The sequence below is a fragment of the Streptomyces sp. NBC_01549 genome (genome assembly GCF_026339955.1).
Classification (GTDB): Bacteria; Actinomycetota; Actinomycetes; order Streptomycetales; family Streptomycetaceae; genus Streptomyces.
The window spans coordinates 961421-982178 of sequence record NZ_JAPEPW010000001.1 but is presented as its reverse complement, the minus strand read 5'-3'; the positions used below and the strand labels follow the sequence as shown (position 1 = coordinate 982178).

Sequence of the window (20758 nt, the reverse complement as noted above, 5' to 3'; positions counted from 1 at the left end):
TCCTAATATGAGCAACCCTGTGCCGCCGCGCAAGGACCCTGACCAACCGTGGCGTACCGAGGGAACGCCACCGGAGTCGACCGGTCCACCCTCCGGGAAAAGGAAGATGCCCGGCGGCTGGATAGGCCTGATCGCCGCTGCCGTGGTCCTGTTCGTGATCGCCGTCCTGGTGCTGTCCTTCTACAACGAGGGCAACGAGCCGACGATCTCGTACACGGAGTTCAGCAAGCAGGTGGACAGCGACAACATCGGCAAGATCTACTCCAAGGGCGACGCCATCCAGGGCGAGCTCAAGAGCGCCAAGGTCAATCCGGACGGCGGTGGGAAGTACACCAAGTTCAAGACCCAGCGCCCGTCCTTCGCGGACGACAAGCTCTGGCAGAACCTGGAGAAACGCCACGTCACGGTGACCGCCTCACCCGTGGTCCAGCAGCGCAGCTTCCTTTCCAACCTGCTGCTCTCCCTGGTCCCGATCGTGTTCCTGGTGCTGCTGTGGATCTTCTTCGCCCGACGGTTGCGGGCCGGCTTCGGCGGCCCGGGCGGCATGCTCCACCGCAAGGCACCCCCGAAACCGGTCGAACTGCAGCCCGGCGCCCAGCGCACGACCTTCGCCGACGTGGCCGGAATCGACGAGGTCGAGGGCGAACTGAACGACGTCGTCGACTTCCTCAAGAATCCGGACGCGTACCGCAGGATGGGCGCGAAGATGCCCAGAGGTGTGCTCCTCGCGGGTGCGCCCGGCACGGGAAAGACCCTGCTCGCGCGGGCCGTGGCGGGAGAGGCGGGCGTTCCGTTCTTCTCGGCCTCGGCATCGGAGTTCATCGAGATGATCGTGGGCGTGGGCGCGTCCCGGGTCCGTGAGCTCTTTGCCGAGGCCAGGAAAGTGGCCCCTTCGATCATCTTCATCGACGAGATCGACACCATCGGACGGGCCCGGGCCGGCGGCTCGGCGATGGGCGGCCACGACGAGCGCGAGCAGACCCTGAACCAGATCCTCACCGAGATGGACGGCTTCTCGGGCTTCGAGGGCGTCATCGTCATCGCGGCGACGAACCGTGCGGACATCCTGGACCCGGCACTGACCCGCCCCGGCCGCTTCGACCGGATCGTCAACGTCGCGCCCCCCGACCGCCGTGGCCGTGAGGCGATCCTGCGGATCCACACCCGCGATATCCCGCTGTCCCCGGAAGTGGACCTGGCCCAGGTGGCCCGCACGACGCCGGGCATGACCGGCGCGGATCTGGCCAACCTCGCCAACGAGGCGGCGCTGCTCGCCGTCAAGCGCAAGCAGGACGAGGTGGCGCCGACGGACCTCTCCGAGGCGCTGGAGAAGGTGCAGCTCGGCGCGGAGCGTTCCCTCGTGATGCCCTACGAGGAGCGCCGCCGGACCGCGTACCACGAGAGCGGCCACGCCCTTCTCGGCATGCTGCAGCCGGGCGCCGACCCGGTTCGCAAGATCACCATCGTCCCGCGCGGGCGCGCGCTGGGCGTCACGCTCTCGACACCGGACACCGACCGGTACTCGTACACCGAGGAGTACCTGCGCGGTCGGATCATCGGTGCCCTGGGGGGCATGGCCGCCGAACACGTCGTCTACGGGGTCATCACGACCGGCTCCGAGAACGACCTCGAACAGGTCACCAACCTCGCTCGCGGCATGGTCGCCCGCTGGGGCATGAGCGACCGGGTCGGCCGTCTCTCCGCCCTCCCCAACGACGCCCAGCAGGCCTACGGCCTCGCCGCCGCGCCGGCCACCCTCGACTCCATCGACCACGAGATGCGGCGCATCGTCGACGAGTGCTACGAGGAGGCCTGCCAGAAGCTCCGCGACCACCGCGACCAGCTGAACGCCCTCGCGGAGGCGCTGCTGGCGAACGAGACGCTGGAGGAGGCACAGGCCTACCGGATCGCGGGTGTGACGCGCCTGAAGAAGGAGGAGGTGTGAGGCGGTTGCCCGCACGCCCTCTCAGGGGCGGCGGGGGCGAGACCCGGCGACCTCAGCCCGTGCGTGCGATCAGGTACCGGAAGACGTTCGGCATCCACACCGTGCCGTCCCCGCGCTGATACGGATGCAGCGCCTCCGTCAGCTCCTTGCCGACCTGCACCACATCCGTCGCACCGACCGCCGCGTCGAACAGCCCGGTCGACAACAACCCCCGCACCGCACTCTCCACATCCGCGTACCCGAAGGGACACGCCACCCGCCCGGATCCGTCCGGCCGGAGCCCGGCCCGCTGGGCGACGTCCTCCAGGTCGTCCCGGCGAGGAGCCTGCCCGCACCCCTCGCCCGGCAGCACCGCGGACGTGGCACACCGCTCCGGCGGCCCCCATCCGACCAGCACCACGGCCGCCCCCCGCTCGGCGAGCGGAGTCGCCGCCGACAGCAGCTCCCCGAGCTCCTCGGCGTCCCCCGGCGCGCACCCGATCGGCTCGAACGCGGTCACCAGCGTGTACGCGGCCGCCGCCGGGTCGGTGAGGTCCGAGGGGGACCCCTCCACGATCCGGGCGTCGGCACGCGCGCGTGTGCCCCACTCGTCCGGCAGCAACCGTTCCCGCGCGAGTGCCACCCGTTCGGGCGACGAGGAGTCGACGCCGGTCACCGCCGCTCCCCGGGAGGCCGCCATCAGAAGGGCCAGCCCGGTACCGCAGCGCAGGCCGAGGAGCCGTGTCCCGCCGCCCACTTCGAGCCGCTCGTAGACGGCTTCGTAGAGCGGCACCAGCATCCGCTCCTGGATCTCGGCCCAGTCACGCGCGCGTGCACACGGATCCACCCGGGGCGGCGCGGCCGCGTGAGGTAGGTGTTGCCGCACGAGCGTAGGTGTCATCGAAAGCGCCCCAATCCGCCGAGAGTTGCCGCTGCGCCCCGTTTCCCTTGCCCCCGTGCAGTGCGCTCGCTCTTCCCCCGTATGTCAGGTAACTCCGCACTCGTCGCGCCGTCCAGGGGTTGTGGCGCGCTGCTTGCGCGCTGTTTGCGCGCGGCACAAGAATTCACATTCCGGCAACATGTGCCCGTACCATCGCGCCATGGCAAAGGCACCCGTTCTCACGCCCCAGGCGGACGACTTCCCGCGCTGGTACCAGGATTTGATCGCCAAGGCCGAGCTGGCCGACAACGGACCGGTGCGCGGCTCCATGGTCATCCGGCCGTACGGGTACGGGCTGTGGGAGCGGATGCAGGCGGAAATGGACGCCCGCATCAAGGAGACGGGTACCCAGAACGCGTACTTCCCTTTGCTGATCCCGCAGTCGTACCTCGCCAAGGAGGCCGACCACGTCGAGGGCTTCGCACCGGAGCTCGCGGTGGTCACGCACGGCGGCGGCAAGGAGCTGGAGGAGCCCGCGGTCGTCCGCCCCACCTCCGAAATGATCATCAACGACTACTTCTCGAAGTGGGTGCAGAGCTACCGCGACCTGCCGCTGCTGATCAACCAGTGGGCGAACGTGGTCCGTTGGGAGCTGCGGCCCCGCCTCTTCCTGCGGACGTCCGAGTTCCTCTGGCAGGAGGGCCACACCGCGCACGCCACGTACGAGGACGCCCGCGACTTCGCCGCCCACATCCACCGCCAGGTGTACGAGGACTTCATGGTGAACGTCCTCGGCATGGATGTCGTCCCCGGCCGCAAGACCGCCAAGGAGCGCTTCGCCGGCGCCATCAACACCCTCACGCTCGAAGGCATGATGGGCGACGGCAAGGCCCTCCAGATGGCCACGAGCCACGAGCTGGGCCAGAACTTCGCCAAGGCCTTCAACACCCGGTACCTGTCGAAGGAAGGCAAGCAGGAGCTGGTCTGGCAGACCTCCTGGGGCTCGACGACCCGCATGATCGGCGCCCTGGTGATGATGCACGGCGACGACAACGGACTGCGCGTCCCGCCGCGGCTCGCCCAGATCCAGGCCGTCGTCCTCGCGATCAAGGGCGACGAAGCGGTTCTGGCCAAGGTCCGCGAAATCGGCGACCGGTTGAAGGCGGCGGGTGTGCGCGTCCATGTGGACGACCGCACCGACGTCCCGTTCGGACGGCGCGCCGTCGACTGGGAGCTCAAGGGCGTCCCCGTCCGCGTCGAGGTCGGCCCCCGTGACCTGGAGAACGGCACGGCGATGCTGGCCCGCCGTATCCCCGGCGGCAAGGAGCCGGTCGCCATCGACGCTCTGGTGGAACTGCTCCCCACCGTCCTCGAAGAGGACCAGGCGCTGCTTCTGAAGCAGTCGCGTGAGCGCCGGGAGTCCCGCACTTCCGAGGTGTCGACCATCCAGGAGGCCGTCGAGGCGGCCGTCGCCGGCGGCTGGGCGCGCATTCCGTGGGCCGAGCTCGGAGAACAGGGCGAGGCCGAGCTCGCCGAGCACTCGGTGACCGTACGGTGTCTGGTCGCCGTGGACGGGTCGGTGCCCGACGCCGACGACGCACCGGGTAACGTCGCGGTCGTCGCACGCGCTTATTAAGTAGGCCCCCAGGGAGGCCGAAACGCCTCTTGCGCATCTGATGACCACAGGTGCCCCGGTGTGCGGACATCGTCTATGCGTCGGGGCGTACGTGTTACTACGTACCGGCTTGGCGTGAGCTGTGAGGCTTCTCCGCAGATCAGCGCACCCGCCCTCGTCCGGACGCATCAGCGGCAACTGACGGGTACGTGCAAATTATTTGGGATGGCCCGGAATAGGAACACAGAGGCCCCCCGGCTCGTTGTCATTACGTGAGCACGACACCACCTGTTCTCGCCGCAGAGCTGGCAGGGGCGTGGGCCGACATTCAGCGGCACCACCCCGAACTGCCCGATCTTGCCGCGCCAGAGTCCCTGATCGGAGAGTCGTCGTCCGCCTGCGGACACGAACTCTCCTTCGAACGACTGCTGCATGAGGCAGTCCATGGCATCGCAGCCGCCCGCGGAGTCCGCGACACTTCGCGCGCCGGCCGGTACCACAACCGCAGATTCCTCGCCATCGCCGAGGAGCTTGGCCTCGACCACCCGGAGGAGCCACACCCCAGTAGTGGCTTCTCCCTGGTCACACTCAACCCCGAGGCGAAGCGGCGCTACCGCCCGACGATCGAGCGGCTGCAACGCGCCCTCAAGGCGCACACCGCCGCGACCGCCGCCGACACGGCCCGCTCGTTCCGGGGCCCGGCCGCCCGGCACGGCTCCTCCGGAGGAGGCGTCCGGGTCAAGGCGGTCTGCGACTGCGGCCGCAACGTACGGGTCGTCCCGTCCGTGCTGGCGCAGGCGCCGATCATGTGCGGAGGGTGCGGGCAGCCGTTCCGCATCCCCGAGGTCGTGGGCGCTGCGGCGAGCTGAGAAGACGGCTGCTCGTGGCAGCCGTACTCAGCCGGCCTCAGCCCCGCGCGGCGGCACCCGGCCCGAGCCGGTGCGCGCTGCCGACCTCGGCGACGACCCCCGGTGCCGGGCATCCGGCGCCGGGGGTCGCCGCACGCTGCCCCGTGAAGGCGGCCCGTCAGGGTGTGGCACAATGGCTAGCTGTACTCGACAGCCGCACAGGACCCCTCTCTCCTCCGGCTGACGCGTCCATCGGGCACTCGGGTACCGCAACCCCACGCGGCCATCTCGCCGTGCCCAACCACGTCAAGACCAGGAGACACCACTTCCGTGGCAGTCAAGATCAAGCTGAAGCGTCTGGGCAAGATCCGTTCGCCTCACTACCGCATCGTCGTCGCCGACTCCCGTACCCGCCGTGATGGTCGGGCCATCGAGGAGATCGGTCTGTACCACCCGGTGCAGAACCCCTCGCGCATCGAGGTCGACTCGGACCGCGCGCAGTACTGGCTGGGTGTCGGCGCGCAGCCGACCGAGCCCGTTCTCGCCATCCTGAAGCTGACCGGCGACTGGCAGAAGTTCAAGGGCGAGCCCGCCCCTGCTCCGCTGCTCGTGGCCGAGCCGAAGGCGACGCGCCCGTCGTTCGACGCCCTGGGCGGCGACGACGAGGGCAAGGGTGAGGCCATCACCCAGAAGAAGAAGGCTGAGAAGAAGGACGAGGCCCCGGCCGCGTCTTCTTCGTCTGAGTCGACCGAGGCCTGAGCATGCTCGAGGAGGCTCTCGAGCACCTCGTGAAGGGCATTGTCGACAACCCCGACGATGTGCAGGTCGCCTCGCGCAACCTGCGCCGTGGTCGCGTTCTCGAGGTCCGGGTGCACCCCGACGACCTCGGCAAGGTGATCGGCCGCAACGGCCGTACCGCCCGCGCGCTGCGGACCGTCGTGGGTGCCATCGGCGGCCGAGGTGTCCGCGTCGACCTCGTCGACGTGGACCACGTCCGCTGACGTAACAGGCAGCACCGGCTCGGGCCGGGGAGGGCTTTCGAGCCGTCCCCGGCCCGTAGTCGTCTACGAACCAATGCCGTAGGCACATCGACAGGAGATCAAGCACAGTGCAGCTGGTAGTCGCTCGCGTCGGCCGCGCCCACGGCATCAAGGGCGAGGTCACCGTGGAGGTCCGTACGGACGAGCCGGAACTCAGGCTCGGGCCCGGCGCCGTCCTGCTCACCGATCCGGCCTCCACCGGACCGCTGACCATCGAGACCGGCCGTGTGCACAGCGGCCGTCTGCTGCTGCGCTTCGCGGGCGTACGCGACCGGAACGCCGCCGAGGCGCTGCGCAACACCCTTCTGATCGCCGAGGTCGACCCGGACGAGCAGCCGGAGGACCCGGACGAGTACTACGACCACCAGCTGATGGACCTGGACGTGGTCACCAAGGACGGGGTGGAGGTCGGGCGGATCACGGAGATCTCCCATCTGCCCTCACAGGACCTGTTCGTGGTCGAGCGGCCCGACGGGACCGAGGTCATGATCCCGTTCGTCGAGGAGATCGTCACCGAGATCGACCTGGAGGAGCAGCGGGCCGTCATCGACCCGCCGCCGGGCCTGATCGACGACCAGGCGGAAATCGTCTCCTCCAGGGACGCGGAAAACGCCTCCTCCAAGGGCGACGAGGACTCCTCAGGGGCCGACGCCTGATGCGGCTCGACGTCGTCACGATCTTCCCCGAGTACCTGGAACCGCTCAACGTCTCGCTCGTCGGCAAGGCACGCGCGCGTGGGCAGCTGAACGTGCAGGTCCATGACCTTCGGGAGTGGACGTACGACCGCCACAACACGGTCGACGACACTCCGTACGGCGGCGGCCCCGGCATGGTGATGAAGACCGAGCCCTGGGGCGACGCCCTGGACTCCGTCCTGGCCGACGGCTACGAGACCGGCTCCCACGGGCCCGTCCTGGTCGTGCCCACGCCGAGCGGACGCCCCTTCACCCAGGAACTCGCCGTCGAGCTCTCCGAGCGCCCCTGGCTGGTCTTCACGCCCGCCCGCTACGAAGGCATCGACCGAAGGGTCATCGACGAATACGCGACCCGGATGCCTGTCTACGAGGTGTCCATCGGCGACTACGTGCTCGCCGGCGGTGAGGCGGCCGTACTCGTCGTCACGGAGGCCGTGGCGCGGCTGCTGCCGGGTGTTCTCGGCAACGCCGAGTCCCACCGGGACGACTCGTTCGCCCCCGGGGCCATGGCCAACCTCCTGGAGGGGCCCGTCTACACCAAGCCCCCGGCGTGGCGCGGTCGCGAGATCCCCGACGTGCTGGTCAGCGGCCACCACGGGAAGATCGCCCGCTGGCGTCGCGACGAGGCGCTGCGGCGTACGGCGGCGAACCGGCCCGATCTCATCGAGCGCTGCGACTCTTCCGTCTTCGACAAGAAGGACCGCGAAATGCTCTCGATCCTGGGCTGGCAGCCGGATCCCGGCGGTCGATTTTGGCGCAGGCCGGAGGCCGTGGAAGAATAGGCCGCTGTTGTCTGCGTAGACCGGGCGCCCCTGCCACAGGGGGACACGACGACCGTCCCGACGCGACAGCACCCTCTTGGAAAACTAGCTCCCGTTGATGACCTGTGGCATCAGCGAAGAAAGCAGACGAAATGTCTCACCTGCTCGACACCGTCGACAGCGCGTCGCTGCGCAGCGACATCCCGGCCTTCCGCCCGGGTGACACCGTCAACGTCCACGTCCGCGTCATCGAGGGCAACCGCTCCCGTGTGCAGCAGTTCAAGGGCGTAGTCATCCGCCGTCAGGGCGCCGGTGTCCGCGAGACCTTCACGGTCCGCAAGGTCTCCTTCTCGGTCGGCGTCGAGCGTACCTTCCCGGTGCACACCCCGATCGTCGAGAAGATCGAGCTCGTCACCCGTGGTGACGTGCGTCGCGCGAAGCTGTACTACCTGCGTGACCTGCGCGGCAAGGCCGCGAAGATCAAGGAGAAGCGCGACAACTGAGCTCGCGAAGGGGTTCACATGGACGCCGGATAACATCTGGCTCCGATGGACACCGAAGCACAGCACACGGAGCGCGACCGCTCCTCCCGCCCTGTCGAGTCCGAGGACATCTCGGACGTCGAGGGGCCGGAGGAACGGTCGCGTTTCGCGTTGGTGGCCCGGGTCGCGGACTGGCTCCCAGGTGGACGGTTCACTCTGACCGTGCTGGTCTGCCTGCTGTTCGTGGTGCTGTTCAGCAACTTCGTGATGCAGCCGTTCGAGATCCCCAGCGGTTCGATGGAGCGCGGATTGAGGATCGGGGACCGCGTTCTCGTAAATAAGTTGGCGTACCGTTTTGGTGCTGGGCCGCAGCGGGGCGACGTAGTTGTGTTCGACGGCACTGGGTATTTCGGGAACGCGGACTACGTCAAACGCGTCGTCGGTGTGGGGGGAGACCACGTGGTCTGCTGTGACAAGGACGGGAGGCTCCAAGTGAACGGCAGGTCGGTCGACGAGTCGACGTTTCTGTACCCGGGGAACAGCCCGTCCGATGTCCCCTTCGACGTCGTGGTGCCCGACGGCAGCCTGTTCCTCCTCGGCGACCACCGCAGCGACTCCAGCGACTCCCGCGACCATCTGGGGTCCCCCGGCGGCGGCATGGTCCCCGTCGGTGACGTGATCGGCAGGGCCGACTGGATCGCCTGGCCCGCGGGCCACTGGACCCGGCTGCGGCGTTCCGCCGCCTACGCGCGTGTGTCAGCCGCGGACGGTGCCCATGGGTAACCGTGGCAGGCCACGCGGAGTCTCCGACCACGTCGCCGACAACCTGCTGCCCACCGGCACCCGGCGCGCCGCCGGCGGCGCGGTCCGGCCCGGCCGTGCCGAGCGCCGCAAGCTCCAGCGCAAGGTCAAGCGGCGCCGACGGCGCTCCGCGGTCAAGGAGATACCTCTCCTCGTGGGCGTCGCGGTGCTCATAGCCCTTGTCCTCAAGACCTTCCTCGTCCAGGCCTTCGTGATCCCGTCGGGCTCCATGGAGAACACGATCCAGATCGGCGACCGTGTGCTCGTCGACAAGTTCACGCCATGGTTCGGCTCCAAGCCCGAGCGCGGCGACGTCGTCGTCTTCAAGGACCCCGGCAACTGGCTGGCCGGGGAGAAGACCACCAAGAAGAACGACCCCGTCGTCGTCAAGCAGGTCAAAGAGGGCCTGACGGCCATCGGTCTGCTGCCCTCCGACAACGACAAGGACCTGATCAAGCGGGTCGTCGCGGTCGGCGGCGACACCGTGAAGTGCTGCGACACCCAAGGGCGCGTGACCGTCAACGGCATGCCGCTCAACGAGACGTACATCCAGGCCGGGAACAAACCGTCGGACTTCTCCTTCGAAGAGACCGTGCCCAAGGGCCGTCTCTGGGTGATGGGCGACCACCGGGCCAACTCCGCCGACTCCCGCTACCACCGCACCGAGAAATACGGCGGTACCGTCTCCGAGAGCTCGGTCGTCGGCAGAGCCATGGTCATCGCCTGGCCCTTCGGGCACTGGACCCGTCTGAAGGAACCGGACACGTTCTCGTCCGTACCGAGCGGGTCGACAACCGCCCTCGGCCCGTCGCATAGGGTGGCGTCCGCGGATCTCAATCGATTGATCCCGCTCCCGAGCCCTGCGGAACTCCCGCTCGTTATGGGAGTGGTGGGCCTGCGCCGGATCCGGAGCAGGCGGCGGCACGGAGTGAGGAGTGGATGTGGGGGATTTGGCGGTCGGCGCACGATCCGGACATGGTGGCCCCGAGGAGCAGCCGGAGCGACCCGACGGATCGGCCACCCCGGCCACGAACGACGTCACTGGTTCCGGGAGTGACTCCGGGGACGGTGGCGGCGGTACGAAGGAGCAGGGCGAGCAGGAGCCGAAGCCCAAGAAGCCGCGTTCCTTCTGGAAGGAGCTTCCGCTCCTCATCGGTATCGCGCTCGTTCTCGCGCTGCTGATCAAGACCTTCCTGGTCCAGGCGTTCTCGATTCCCTCGGACTCGATGCAGAACACCCTTCAGCAGGGCGACCGGGTCCTGGTCGACAAGCTCACCCCGTGGTTCGGTTCGGAGCCCTCGCGCGGCGAGGTGGTCGTCTTCCACGACCCCGACAACTGGCTGGCGGGCGAGCCCACGCCCAACCCGAACGCCGTGCAGACGTTCCTCAGCAAGATCGGCCTGATGCCGTCCGCCAACGAGAAGGACCTCATCAAGCGGGTCATCGGTGTCGCCGGTGACACGATCGAGTGCAAGGGCAACGGCCCGGTGAAGGTCAACGGCAAGGCGCTGAACGAGACCTCGTACGTCTACGCCGGGAACACCCCGTGCAGCGTGGACGACCAGGGCGGCCAGTTCAAGGTGACGGTACCCAAAGGCAAAATCTGGGTCATGGGTGACCACCGGCAGAACTCGCTGGACTCCCGCTATCACCAGCAGGACAGTCACCAGGGCTTCGTGCCGGTGGGCAATGTCGTCGGCCGCGCCATCGTGATCGCCTGGCCGCCCACCCGCTGGGACACACTGCCGATTCCCGACACCTTCGACCAGAACCTCAGCGCCGCCGCTCCGGGCGCGCTCGGACTGGCCGGCGCGGTGCCGCTGGTGCTGTGGCGCAGGCGTCGCCTTACCGCCGGAAACCCGAGGGTTTCTGGTCGGGGTACCGCCGGGTAGGGTGCCGTCCCAGATCGCCGATCTTCCGCGGCCCGCAGGTGGGGCCGTGGGATCGATTCTCCGAGTTGGGGGAGCACTGGGATGAGCAGGACGTCAGGTCGTACGGACGAGGGCCGCGGGCGGCTCGGCAGCGTGCTGTCGGGGCTGGCCGTGGCCCTCGGCTGTGTGCTCTTTCTCGGCGGCTTCGCCTGGGGCGCGATCGAATACCAGCCGTACACCGTGCCGACCGAGTCGATGGTGCCGACCATCAAGGCGGGCGATCGCATTCTGGCCCAGCGGATCGACGGCGATGACGTCAAGCGCGGCGACGTCATCGTCTTCAAGCAGAAGAGCTGGGGCGACACGCTCATCGTCAAGCGGGTCGTCGCGGTCGGCGGTGACTCGGTCGCGTGCTGCACGAACAACAAGCTGACCGTCAACGGCAAGCAGATCGACGAACCGTATCTCCCCAAGGGCCAGGCCGCGGAGTCGAAGCAGATCCCGACCATCGAGGTGCCCAAGGACCGGCTCTTCCTGCTCGGTGACGAGCGCAGCGGCTCACTGGACTCCACAGCCCACCTCACCGAGGCCTTCAACGGTACCGTCGCGCGCAGCGCGGTGAAGAGCCGTGTCGACGCCGTCGCCTGGCCGATGAACGGCATGCTGGCACGCCCCACGGGCTTCGAGAAGCTCGGCGGGATCTCGTCGCCGGGGCCGCTGCGGCTGGTCCTGACCGCCGTCGTGGTCGGCGCGGTGCTGGTGCTGGGCGGGGCGGCGTACGGGCCGATCGCGGGGCGGCTGAGGCGGCGCGGCCGGACGCGGACGGAGCTGGCCGGTGCCGCCTGAGGCGTCGTACGGGGGTTTTGTCACGGACTCCGGCGCCGGCGGGCCACGGAAGGTGGCCCGGGTCGTGCTGCTCGACGCGGAGGACCGCATTCTGCTGCTGCACGGTCACGAGCCGGACGATCCGGCGGACGACTGGTGGTTCACGCCCGGCGGCGGCCTCGAGGGCGACGAGACGCACGAGGAGGCCGCACTGCGGGAACTCGTGGAGGAGACCGGCATCACCGATGTCGACCTGGGCCCGGTGCTGTGGCAGCGGACCTGTTCGTTCCCGTTCGCGGGCCGCCGCTGGGACCAGGACGAGTGGTACTTCCTGGCCCGTACGACCCAGAAGGGAACCGTCGCCGCCGGGCTGACGGAGCTGGAACGGCGCAGTGTCGCCGGAGCGCGCTGGTGGACGTGCCGGGAACTGACCGAGGCACATGAGACGGTGTATCCGACCAGACTCGCCGAGCTGCTGCGCAGGCTGCTCGACGAGGGTCCTCCGGCCAGGCCCGAGATCCTCGACACCGAAATCGTCTAGGGGCTCGCGGGGCTGGCGCACAATAGGGGGACGCACGGCTGAAGGGGAACATGCCATGAGCGCCGAGGACCTCGAGAAGTACGAGACCGAGATGGAGCTGAAGCTCTATCGGGAGTACCGCGATGTCGTCGGTCTGTTCAAATATGTGATCGAGACCGAACGGCGCTTCTACCTCACCAACGACTACGAGATGCAGGTGCATTCGGTCCAGGGCGAGGTGTTCTTCGAGGTGTCCATGGCGGACGCCTGGGTGTGGGACATGTACCGACCTGCTCGCTTCGTGAAGCAGGTGCGTGTCCTCACGTTCAAGGACGTGAATATCGAGGAGCTGAACAAGAGCGACCTGGAGCTGCCGGGCGGCTGATGACGGGTGGCCGATGACAGACGGCCGGCGACGGACCCGGATCCCTCGCTGACAACGGACCAGGAACCCTCGTGTGGGTGAGGGAGTTGTCCACAGTCGGCCGTTTGTCCACCAAGATCCAATAGCGGGTCGAAGTGGCCTCAGTGTTGGCGCCGGAGGTGGTGCCGACATGAACACACCCGAGGCACGCAACGCACTGGGCAAGTACGGCGAGGATCTGGCCGCACGGCGGCTGACCGAGACCGGGATGACGGTCCTGGCGCGCAACTGGCGCGGCGGCAGGACCGGCGAGATCGACATCGTGGCCCGGGACGGCGACGCGCTCGTCGTCTGCGAGGTCAAGACGCGCAAGTCGGGGGCCTTCGAGCACCCGATGGCGGCCGTCACCCCGGCCAAGGCACAGCGCCTGCGTGGCCTGGCCGAGCGCTGGCTCCAGGAACACGGCGGGGCACCACCCGGCGGCGTCCGCATCGATCTGATCGGCGTCGTCCTCCCCGACCGTGGTGCCCCCGTGGTCGAGCACGCGCGAGGGGTGGCCTGATGGGATTCGCACGTACCTGTGCGGTGGCCCTCGTGGGCGTCGAGGGCGTGGTCGTCGAGGTCCAGGCGGACCTGGAGCCGGGCGTCGCGGCCTTCACCCTGGTCGGTCTGCCCGACAAGAGCCTGACCGAGAGCAAGGACCGGGTCCGGGCGGCGGTGGTGAACTCCGGCTCGGCGTGGCCCCAGAAGAAACTCACGGTCGGCCTGAGCCCGGCCTCCGTACCCAAGGGCGGCAGCGGTTTTGACCTGGCCGTCGCCTGCGCGGTGCTGGGAGCCGCCGAGCGCATCGATCCCCGGGTGCTCTCCGACATCGTGATGATCGGCGAGCTGGGCCTGGACGGACGTGTGCGGCCGGTGCGGGGCGTGCTGCCCGCGGTCCTGGCCGCCGCGGACGCCGGGTACGAGCAGGTGGTGGTGCCCGAGTGCGCGGCCGCCGAGGCCTCGCTCGTACCGGGGATCTCGGTGCTCGGGGTGCGCAGTCTGCGCCAGCTGATCGCGGTGCTCACGGACGAACCGGTGCCCGAGGAGGACCCGGACGAGCAGGGCCGACCGGACCCGCTGATGGCGGGGTTGCGGATGCCGGGCACGGGCGCGGCCACCGGCATGCACAGCATGGGCGCGGCCCGGCACGGCCACGGCCATGACCTCGCCGACGTCGTGGGCCAGCACTCGGCACGGACCGCCGTGGAGGTCGCGGCGGCGGGCGGGCACCACCTTTTCCTGGAAGGTCCCCCAGGAGCGGGCAAGACGATGCTCGCCGAGCGGCTGCCGGCCATCCTGCCGCCGCTCACCCAGGGCGAATCCCTGGAGGTCACCGCCGTCCATTCGGTCGCCGGCCTGCTGCCACCGGGCAAACCTCTGGTCGACATCGCTCCCTACTGCGCCCCGCACCACTCGGCGACCATGCAGGCCCTCGTCGGCGGCGGCCAGGGGATCGCACGGCCGGGCGCGGTGTCCCTGGCTCATCGAGGCGTGCTTTTCCTGGATGAAACGCCCGAATTCAGCAGCCGGGCCCTCGACGCGCTGCGCCAGCCCCTGGAGGCGGGGCATGTGGTGATCGCGCGCAGTGCGGGGGTGGTGCGGTTTCCGGCGCGGTTCCAGATGGTGCTGGCGGCGAATCCCTGCCCGTGCGGCCGCTTCTCGCAACGGGACGACCTGTGCGAGTGTCCGTCCTCCATGATCCGCCGCTATCAGGCCCGGCTCTCCGGGCCGCTGCTCGACCGCGTCGACCTGCGGATCGAGGTGGACCGCGTCACCCGCGCCGAGCTGACCGAGCGTGGTGCCCGGGGTGAATCCACCGAGACGGTCGCCGACCGGGTGCGGGCCGCCAGGGAGCGGGCCGCCGCGCGGTTGGCGGGCACGCCCTGGCGGACGAACAGCGAAGTGCCGGGACGGGAGCTGCGCAGCCGCTGGTACGCGTCCCTGGGCGCGATGGACGAGGCGGAGCGCAGCCTGGAGCGAGGTGCCCTGACCGCCCGTGGCCTGGACCGGGTGCTGCGTGTCGCCTGGACCGTCGCGGACCTGGTGGGACACGACCGACCCGGCGCGACGGACGTCGCCCTCGCCCTGCAACTGCGCACCGGCGTCCCCCGTGGGGTGCCGATGGCGATCGGCGCGCTGTCGTGAGCCAGGAGGACGAAAGGCTTCAGCGGGCCTTCCTCGCGCGGGTGATCGAACCGGGCGACGAGGCGTGCGGGCGCTGGCTCCGTGCGGTCGGTGCCGCGGAGGCGGTCCGGCGGCTCGTCGCGGGCGGTGAGCAACCACGGGGAGTGACGGACAAGCGCTGGGCGGGGCTGCGGGCCCGGGCGGAGCGGGCGGACCCGGAGCGGGACCTCGCGGTGGCGCGGGAGGCGGGGACCCGGTTCGTGTGCCCGGGGGACCCCGAGTGGCCGGCGCAGCTCGACGACCTCGGCGACACACGTCCCACCGGCCTGTGGGTACGGGGGCGGCCCAGCCTGCGGATATGGGCACTGCGCTCGGTCGCCGTGGTCGGAGCGAGGGCCTGCACCGAGTACGGCGCCCACGTGGCGGCCACGCTCGGCGCCGGGCTCGCCGAGCGTGGCTGGGTGGTCGTGTCGGGCGGTGCCTACGGGGTGGACGGCGCCGCGCACCGGGGTGCCCTCGGGGCGGGCGGTGCGACCGTCGCCGTGCTGGCCTGCGGAGTCGACCGGCCCTATCCGCGCGGACACACCGAGTTGATCTCCAGGATCGCCGAACAGGGACTGGTCGTCGGGGAGTTGCCGCCCGGTGACCATCCCACGCCGAGCAGATTCATCCTCAGGAACCGGGTCATCGCCGCGCTCACCCGGGGGACGGTGGTCGTCGAGGCCGCGTACCGCAGTGGCGCGCTGGTCACGGCGCGGGCGGCGCAGCGGCTGGGACGGTTCGCGATGGGGGTGCCGGGCCCCGTCACCAGTGGACTGTCGGCCGGGGTGCATGAGCTGCTGCGTGGGGAAGCGGTCCTGGTCACGGACGCCGCGGACGTCACAGAGCTGGTGGGCGACATCGGCGAGCTGGCCCCCGACCGGCGTGGGCCCGTGCTGCCGCGTGACCTGCTGGATCCGGGCGCCGGACGTGTGCTGGCCGCGCTGCCGGCGCGCGGTCCGGCGGAGGCGGAGGAGATCGCCCGCGAGGCGGGGACCACCACGGACGACGCGGTCGGGAGACTGTACGAACTCCGATCACTTGGTTACGTCGAACGACACGGCGACGGCTGGAAGTTGACACGCCAGGCAACGATCTCGGTCCGTGATGATCATCGCGGGTGTTGACCGAGCGTGTTCGGCCGTCCGGGCGAACGCCGACAGCCTTGGTAATTCCCGCAGTTGATGTCCCTCGGTGATCACGGAGGGCGACGAACATGCCCCCGAGGGGCACACAGCGGAACGTATCTGCGCACGACTGATCCGCTCCCCTTCGCGCACTGCGACGCTCCAGTCACGCTACGCTCACGTGGATTCCGACGCAGGACAGGCAACTCGACATCAGCGCGACAGCGCACCCAGGTACCCCCAGTTCACGGCAGAACGGCACAAGGCGACGAATGCCCCAGCACACCTCCGGGTCCGATCGGGCGGCGATCCCCCCAGCCGCCCGCGACGGCGGTAGCGTGCGGCCGCCCGCTCCCTCGACGCTCGACGAGTTGTGGCGGTCGTACAAGGCGACAGGGGACGAGCGGCTGCGCGAGCAGTTGATCCTGCACTACTCGCCGCTGGTGAAGTACGTCGCGGGCCGGGTGAGCGTGGGTCTGCCGGCCAATGTGGAGCAGGCCGACTTCGTCTCGTCGGGGGTGTTCGGGCTGATCGACGCGATCGAGAAGTTCGACATCGAGCGGGAGATCAAGTTCGAGACGTACGCGATCACGCGGATCCGGGGCGCGATGATCGACGAGTTGCGGGCGCTGGACTGGATCCCCCGCTCGGTGCGGCAGAAGGCGCGCAATGTGGAGCGGGCGTACGCGACGCTCGAGGCGCGACTGCGGCGGACGCCGTCGGAGGGCGAGGTGGCCGCCGAGATGGGGATCGGGGTGGAGGATCTCCACGCGGTCTTCAGTCAGTTGTCGCTGGCCAACGTGGTGGCGCTGGAGGAACTGCTGCACGTCGGCGGTGAGGGCGGTGACCGGCTGAGCCTGATGGACACGCTGGAGGACACCGCGGCGGACAATCCGGTGGAGGTCGCCGAGGACCGGGAGCTGCGGAGGTTTCTGGCGCGGGCGATCAACACGCTGCCGGAGCGGGAGAAGACCGTGGTCACGCTCTACTACTACGAGGGTCTGACACTCGCGGAGATCGGGAACGTGCTGGGAGTGACGGAGAGCCGGGTGAGTCAGATCCACACCAAGTCGGTGTTGCAGCTGCGCGCCAAGTTGGCGAGTTTCGGGCGCTGACCTCGAGCGGGGCAGGCTGCTGAATCGTCCCTGCCTGGTCACTCCGACTCCCTGGCGCGTTCCTTTCGGTGGTGGGAGTGGCTGCCGTTCGGGGCGGTCCGTCCGTAAAGTGGAGTGCGTGCCAAGGATTCGAGCGGCCTCCGTGGCCGAGCACCGGTCGATGCAGCGAGCCGCCCTGCTGGACGCGGCCCGGTCCCTGCTGTCCGAGGGCGGGACGGAGGCGCTGACCTTCCCGGCCCTCGCGGAGCGCACGGGGCTCGCGCGGTCTTCCGTGTACGAGTACTTCCGGTCCCGGGCGGCTGTGGTCGAAGAGCTGTGCGAGGTGGACTTTCCGGTCTGGGCCGCGGAGGTCTCGTCGGCGATGGCCGCGGCGGACGGGCCCGAGGGCAAGGTCGAGGCGTACGTCCGGCAGCAGTTGGCGCTGGTCGGGGACCGGCGGCACCGGGCTGTCGTGGCCATCTCCGCGAGTGAGCTCGACGCCGGGGCCCGGGAGAAGATCCGCGCGGCGCACGGCGGGCTGGTCGCGATGATCGTCGACGCGCTGCGGCAGATGGGCCACGCCGAGCCGCGGCTGGCCGCGATGCTGCTTCAGGGCGTGGTCGACGCGGCGGTACGGAGGATCGAGCTCGGGGCCGCGGAGGATCCCGGCACGATCACGGACGCCGCGGTGGGGATGGCACTACGAGGCGTACGGGGCTGAGCACCTGTACGCCGGGTGCCCGGCATCGGGGCAGGTCGCACTGCGTGGCCCCGTGCGGAGTGCCCCTTGCGGATCGAGGCCCCGCTTCCGATCGCACGTGCGCCTGTCGGCGTGGCGGCGAGTGCTCTGCCGGTTTCTCAGGGCATGTGGGCCGGGGACCCGGACGGCTGTCTCTGGGCCCCTGTCAGCGGGAGCAGGCGGGACGGACCCCTGTGCAGGAGCCAGGGCGGGAGCAGGGACAGGGGGTTCAAGTAGGTTCTGTCTCGGCGCAGGCCCCAGTGCAGGCATGATGTTCCACAGTGGGCGTCGCCCGGTTCGAGCGTGCCCAGCACCTCGCCCGCGGCCACCTCGTCGCCCTGGCGCACTGTCGCCCGTACGGGGGTGAAGGTCGTGCGCAGGGGCGGAGTGCCCGTGCCCGCCAGTTCGACGGCGACCACTCCACGGCCCGCGACGCGCCCCGCGAAGGAGACGCGGCCGGCCGCGACGGAGCGGACCGGGGCACCCGGGGGCGCCGCGAGGTCCACCCCGCGGTGGCCGCGGGCGTACGGCGTCGCCGGCGGGTCCCAGCCGCGCAGGACCGAGGGGCGCAGACCCACCGGCCAGAGACGGGCGAGAGGCGCAACCGTCGTGTCGGAGGCCGGTGGACCGGCGGGAGTCGGGGCCGGTGGACCGGCGGGAGTCGGGGGCGCCGGACCGTTCGCCCGGGCCAGGGCTGAGGGGGTCAGGGCACCCAGAACGGTCACCGTCATTCCCAACAGCAACCCCAGCCACGTACGCACACATCGTTTCGCTCGCATGCGAGAACGGTCCCGCATCGGACGGATCTTGGCCGGGATCTGTGGACCACCGGCCGGTTGTGGACAGCGGCGTCACCCCGCACCTCGCGGGTCCCGTACACTTCTCGTGGCGATCCGGGTCACCGGGTCGACTTCGCACGCCCCGACATCCGGTCATCAAAAGCCGGTGTCAGCGCCCCTCGGTCCCTCGTGGCAAGGCGCATCGCGGGCGTCAGGCGCGAGTGCCGTCCGGCACACGCGGCACAACCGAGAACACCAAGGAGAACGGCCATGGCCGTCGTCACGATGCGGGAGCTGCTGGAAAGCGGCGTCCACTTCGGTCACCAGACCCGTCGCTGGAACCCGAAGATGAAGCGCTTCATCTTCACGGAGCGCAACGGCATCTACATCATCGACCTGCTCCAGTCGCTGTCGTACATCGACCGCGCCTACGAGTTCGTCAAGGAGACCGTCGCCCACGGCGGCACGGTCATGTTCGTCGGCACGAAGAAGCAGGCGCAGGAGGCCATCGCGGAGCAGGCCACCCGCGTCGGCATGCCCTACGTCAACCAGCGCTGGCTGGGCGGCATGCTCACCAACTTCTCCACCGTCTACAAGCGTCTGCAGCGCCTCAAGGAGCTCGAGCAGATCGACTTCGAGGACGTCGCCGCTTCGGGTCTGACCAAGAAGGAGCTTCTCGTGCTCTCGCGCGAGAAGGCCAAGCTGGAGAAGACCCTCGGTGGTATCCGCGAGATGCAGAAGGTGCCCAGCGCCGTCTGGATCGTGGACACCAAGAAGGAGCACATCGCGGTCGGTGAGGCCCGGAAGCTCAACATCCCGGTCGTCGCCATCCTCGACACCAACTGCGACCCCGACGAGGTCGACTACAAGATCCCGGGCAACGACGACGCGATCCGCTCCGTCACCCTGCTCACTCGCGTGATCGCCGACGCCGTCGCCGAGGGCCTCATCGCCCGCTCCGGCGCCGGCAAGGCCGAGGGTGACAAGGCCGCGGGCGAGCCGCTCGCCGCGTGGGAGCGCGACCTGCTCGAGGGCGAGAAGAAGGCCGACGAGGCCGAGGTCCAGACCTCCGCCGAGACCGAGAAGGTCGCCGACGCCGAGCAGGCCGAGGTTGTCGCCGAGGCCGTTGTCGAGGCTCCGGCCGCCGAGGCCCCCGTCGCCGAGGCCCCGGCCGCGGACGCCGAGCAGGCCTGACCCCTCACCCCTTCGGGTAACGAACGGCGGGGGCACACCGAGCCCCCGCCGTTCGGCCCGTAGATCTTCAGACTTCGAGAGAGATTCCAGGAATCATGGCGAACTACACCGCCGCCGACGTCAAGAAGCTCCGTGAGCTCACCGGCGCCGGCATGATGGACTGCAAGAAGGCGCTGGACGAGGCCGACGGCCACGTCGACAAGGCCGTCGAGGCGCTGCGTATCAAGGGCCAGAAGGGCGTCGCCAAGCGCGAGGGCCGCTCCGCCGAGAACGGCGCCGTGGTCTCCATCATCGCTGACGACAACACCTCCGGTGTCCTGGTCGAGCTGAAGTGCGAGACGGACTTCGTCGCCAAGGGCGAGAAGTTCCAGACCGTCGCCAACGAGATCGCCCAGCACGTCGTCAAGACCTCCCCGGCCGACCTCGAGGCGCTTCTCGGCTCCGAGATCGAGCCCGGCAAGACGGTTCAGGCGTTCGTCGACGAGGCCAACGCCAACCTGGGCGAGAAGATCGTCCTGGACCGCTTCGCCCAGTTCTCCGGCGCCTACGTGACCGCGTACATGCACCGCACCATGCCCGACCTGCCCCCGCAGATCGGTGTCCTGGTCGAGCTGGACAAGGCCGACGCCGACCTCGCCAAGGGTGTCGCGCAGCACATCGCCGCCTTCGCGCCGAAGTACCTCTCCAAGGAGGACGTCCCGGCCGAGGTTGTCGAGTCCGAGCGTCGCGTCGCCGAGGAGACCACCCGCGCCGAGGGCAAGCCCGAGGCCGCCCTCCCTAAGATCGTCGAGGGTCGCGTCAACGGCTTCTTCAAGGAGGCCACCCTCCTCGGTCAGCCGTACGCGCTCGACAACAAGAAGTCCGTTCAGAAGGTCCTGGACGAGGCCGGTGTCACCCTGAAGCGCTTCGTGCGCATCAAGGTCGGCATCTGAGTCCGTACCGCGATCGACGCGCGGCCCCTATAGGGTCGGCAGCAGTCGTCCGCGTACGCCGA

23 protein-coding genes are annotated in these 20758 nt (G+C 69.5%); 21 read left to right on the top strand and 2 right to left on the bottom strand.

What is annotated here, in order from left to right; genetic code table 11:
• Positions 1–7: 7 nt before the first annotated feature.
• Positions 8–1945 carry an ATP-dependent zinc metalloprotease FtsH gene (gene ftsH / locus OG819_RS04125; protein WP_266648064.1) on the top strand — a complete coding sequence of 646 codons (1938 nt, stop codon included), beginning with the start codon at positions 8–10 and terminating at the stop codon, positions 1943–1945.
• A gap of 52 nt (positions 1946–1997) precedes the next feature.
• Here ftsH and OG819_RS04120 read toward each other — a convergent pair whose 3' ends face one another.
• Positions 1998–2825, bottom strand: coding sequence for a class I SAM-dependent methyltransferase (locus OG819_RS04120; RefSeq protein WP_266648062.1), 828 nt, complete (start codon positions 2823–2825; stop codon positions 1998–2000).
• Positions 2826–3024: 199 nt separating this feature from the next.
• On the opposite strand from OG819_RS04120, the gene proS reads away from it, so the two are divergent.
• The 18 genes from proS (at position 3025) to OG819_RS04030 (ending at position 17773) form a co-directional block, all read left to right on the top strand.
• Positions 3025–4440 (top strand): proline--tRNA ligase, encoded by a 1416-nt coding sequence (proS, locus tag OG819_RS04115; RefSeq protein WP_266648060.1) that lies wholly within the window; start codon positions 3025–3027, stop codon positions 4438–4440.
• Between the two features lie 251 nt (positions 4441–4691).
• The gene (locus OG819_RS04110; RefSeq protein WP_266430897.1) at positions 4692–5288 is read left to right on the top strand and encodes a hypothetical protein; all 597 of its coding nucleotides are present in this window, start codon (positions 4692–4694) and stop codon (positions 5286–5288) included.
• Between the two features lie 309 nt (positions 5289–5597).
• Positions 5598–6026 carry a 30S ribosomal protein S16 gene (gene rpsP, locus OG819_RS04105; RefSeq protein WP_060901212.1) on the top strand — a complete coding sequence of 143 codons (429 nt, stop codon included), beginning with the start codon at positions 5598–5600 and terminating at the stop codon, positions 6024–6026.
• 2 nt (positions 6027–6028) lie between these two features.
• Positions 6029–6268 carry an RNA-binding protein gene (locus OG819_RS04100; protein WP_003973401.1) on the top strand — a complete coding sequence of 80 codons (240 nt, stop codon included), beginning with the start codon at positions 6029–6031 and terminating at the stop codon, positions 6266–6268.
• A 107-nt stretch (positions 6269–6375) separates the two neighbouring features.
• Complete coding sequence (rimM, locus tag OG819_RS04095; RefSeq protein ID WP_266648058.1) at positions 6376–6963, top strand: ribosome maturation factor RimM; 588 nt, start codon at positions 6376–6378, stop codon at positions 6961–6963.
• Positions 6963–7784: a tRNA (guanosine(37)-N1)-methyltransferase TrmD gene (gene trmD, locus OG819_RS04090; RefSeq protein ID WP_266430892.1), complete on the top strand. Its 822-nt coding sequence runs from the start codon at positions 6963–6965 to the stop codon at positions 7782–7784. Before rimM ends, trmD begins: the two co-directional genes overlap by 1 nt.
• Before the next feature lie 131 nt (positions 7785–7915).
• On the top strand, positions 7916–8266 hold the full coding sequence (gene rplS, locus OG819_RS04085) for a 50S ribosomal protein L19 (protein WP_266430890.1): 351 nt from the start codon (positions 7916–7918) through the stop codon (positions 8264–8266).
• 45 nt (positions 8267–8311) lie between these two features.
• Entirely contained in the window at positions 8312–9028 is a 717-nt protein-coding gene (gene lepB / locus OG819_RS04080) for a signal peptidase I (RefSeq protein ID WP_266629051.1), read from the top strand.
• Entirely contained in the window at positions 9021–10103 is a 1083-nt protein-coding gene (gene lepB / locus OG819_RS04075; RefSeq protein ID WP_266629053.1) for a signal peptidase I, read from the top strand. Before lepB (OG819_RS04080) ends, lepB (OG819_RS04075) begins: the two co-directional genes overlap by 8 nt.
• Positions 9988–10938: a signal peptidase I gene (lepB, locus tag OG819_RS04070; RefSeq protein ID WP_266586169.1), complete on the top strand. Its 951-nt coding sequence runs from the start codon at positions 9988–9990 to the stop codon at positions 10936–10938. The genes lepB (OG819_RS04075) and lepB (OG819_RS04070) overlap by 116 nt, the downstream gene beginning before the upstream one ends.
• 81 nt (positions 10939–11019) lie before the next feature.
• Positions 11020–11763: a signal peptidase I gene (lepB, locus tag OG819_RS04065; RefSeq protein ID WP_266629056.1), complete on the top strand. Its 744-nt coding sequence runs from the start codon at positions 11020–11022 to the stop codon at positions 11761–11763.
• Positions 11753–12283 carry an NUDIX hydrolase gene (locus tag OG819_RS04060; RefSeq protein WP_266629058.1) on the top strand — a complete coding sequence of 177 codons (531 nt, stop codon included), beginning with the start codon at positions 11753–11755 and terminating at the stop codon, positions 12281–12283. Before lepB (OG819_RS04065) ends, OG819_RS04060 begins: the two co-directional genes overlap by 11 nt.
• Positions 12284–12338: 55 nt before the next feature.
• The gene (locus OG819_RS04055) at positions 12339–12647 is read left to right on the top strand and encodes a DUF2469 domain-containing protein (RefSeq protein WP_003965949.1); all 309 of its coding nucleotides are present in this window, start codon (positions 12339–12341) and stop codon (positions 12645–12647) included.
• A gap of 169 nt (positions 12648–12816) precedes the next feature.
• Positions 12817–13188, top strand: a complete 372-nt coding sequence (locus tag OG819_RS04050) for a YraN family protein (RefSeq protein WP_266430878.1) — start codon at positions 12817–12819, stop codon at positions 13186–13188.
• Positions 13188–14813, top strand: coding sequence for a YifB family Mg chelatase-like AAA ATPase (locus OG819_RS04045; protein ID WP_266648057.1), 1626 nt, complete (start codon positions 13188–13190; stop codon positions 14811–14813). Before OG819_RS04050 ends, OG819_RS04045 begins: the two co-directional genes overlap by 1 nt.
• On the top strand, positions 14810–15958 hold the full coding sequence (gene dprA, locus OG819_RS04040) for a DNA-processing protein DprA (protein ID WP_266648055.1): 1149 nt from the start codon (positions 14810–14812) through the stop codon (positions 15956–15958). The genes OG819_RS04045 and dprA overlap by 4 nt, the downstream gene beginning before the upstream one ends.
• A gap of 272 nt (positions 15959–16230) precedes the next feature.
• Positions 16231–17073, top strand: a complete 843-nt coding sequence (gene whiG / locus OG819_RS04035; protein WP_266430872.1) for an RNA polymerase sigma factor WhiG — start codon at positions 16231–16233, stop codon at positions 17071–17073.
• A 142-nt stretch (positions 17074–17215) separates the two neighbouring features.
• The gene (locus tag OG819_RS04030) at positions 17216–17773 is read left to right on the top strand and encodes a TetR/AcrR family transcriptional regulator (protein ID WP_266431898.1); all 558 of its coding nucleotides are present in this window, start codon (positions 17216–17218) and stop codon (positions 17771–17773) included.
• 137 nt (positions 17774–17910) lie between these two features.
• On the opposite strand, the gene OG819_RS04025 is transcribed toward OG819_RS04030, so the two are convergent.
• Positions 17911–18570, bottom strand: a complete 660-nt coding sequence (locus tag OG819_RS04025; protein ID WP_266648053.1) for a M23 family metallopeptidase — start codon at positions 18568–18570, stop codon at positions 17911–17913.
• A gap of 270 nt (positions 18571–18840) precedes the next feature.
• Here OG819_RS04025 and rpsB point away from each other — a divergent pair, with 270 nt between their 5' ends.
• Both rpsB and tsf read left to right on the top strand, forming a co-directional pair.
• Entirely contained in the window at positions 18841–19764 is a 924-nt protein-coding gene (gene rpsB / locus OG819_RS04020; protein ID WP_266430868.1) for a 30S ribosomal protein S2, read from the top strand.
• A gap of 95 nt (positions 19765–19859) precedes the next feature.
• Positions 19860–20696, top strand: a complete 837-nt coding sequence (tsf, locus tag OG819_RS04015) for a translation elongation factor Ts (protein ID WP_266629069.1) — start codon at positions 19860–19862, stop codon at positions 20694–20696.
• Positions 20697–20758 lie beyond the last annotated feature (62 nt).

What these genes read in the sequence shown, in the direction of transcription:
- ftsH (WP_266648064.1), top strand. Translation starts at nt 8, where the DNA reads ATGAGCAACCCTGTGCCGCCGCGCAAGGACCCTGACCAACCGTGGCGT.
- OG819_RS04120 (WP_266648062.1), bottom strand. Translation starts at nt 2,825, where the DNA reads ATGACACCTACGCTCGTGCGGCAACACCTACCTCACGCGGCCGCGCCG.
- proS (WP_266648060.1), top strand. Translation starts at nt 3,025, where the DNA reads ATGGCAAAGGCACCCGTTCTCACGCCCCAGGCGGACGACTTCCCGCGC.
- OG819_RS04100 (WP_003973401.1), top strand. Translation starts at nt 6,029, where the DNA reads ATGCTCGAGGAGGCTCTCGAGCACCTCGTGAAGGGCATTGTCGACAAC.
- trmD (WP_266430892.1), top strand. Translation starts at nt 6,963, where the DNA reads ATGCGGCTCGACGTCGTCACGATCTTCCCCGAGTACCTGGAACCGCTC.
- rplS (WP_266430890.1), top strand. Translation starts at nt 7,916, where the DNA reads ATGTCTCACCTGCTCGACACCGTCGACAGCGCGTCGCTGCGCAGCGAC.
- lepB (WP_266629051.1), top strand. Translation starts at nt 8,312, where the DNA reads ATGGACACCGAAGCACAGCACACGGAGCGCGACCGCTCCTCCCGCCCT.
- lepB (WP_266629053.1), top strand. Translation starts at nt 9,021, where the DNA reads ATGGGTAACCGTGGCAGGCCACGCGGAGTCTCCGACCACGTCGCCGAC.
- lepB (WP_266629056.1), top strand. Translation starts at nt 11,020, where the DNA reads ATGAGCAGGACGTCAGGTCGTACGGACGAGGGCCGCGGGCGGCTCGGC.
- OG819_RS04055 (WP_003965949.1), top strand. Translation starts at nt 12,339, where the DNA reads ATGAGCGCCGAGGACCTCGAGAAGTACGAGACCGAGATGGAGCTGAAG.
- OG819_RS04050 (WP_266430878.1), top strand. Translation starts at nt 12,817, where the DNA reads ATGAACACACCCGAGGCACGCAACGCACTGGGCAAGTACGGCGAGGAT.
- OG819_RS04045 (WP_266648057.1), top strand. Translation starts at nt 13,188, where the DNA reads ATGGGATTCGCACGTACCTGTGCGGTGGCCCTCGTGGGCGTCGAGGGC.
- whiG (WP_266430872.1), top strand. Translation starts at nt 16,231, where the DNA reads ATGCCCCAGCACACCTCCGGGTCCGATCGGGCGGCGATCCCCCCAGCC.
- OG819_RS04025 (WP_266648053.1), bottom strand. Translation starts at nt 18,570, where the DNA reads ATGCGAGCGAAACGATGTGTGCGTACGTGGCTGGGGTTGCTGTTGGGA.
- rpsB (WP_266430868.1), top strand. Translation starts at nt 18,841, where the DNA reads ATGGCCGTCGTCACGATGCGGGAGCTGCTGGAAAGCGGCGTCCACTTC.
- tsf (WP_266629069.1), top strand. Translation starts at nt 19,860, where the DNA reads ATGGCGAACTACACCGCCGCCGACGTCAAGAAGCTCCGTGAGCTCACC.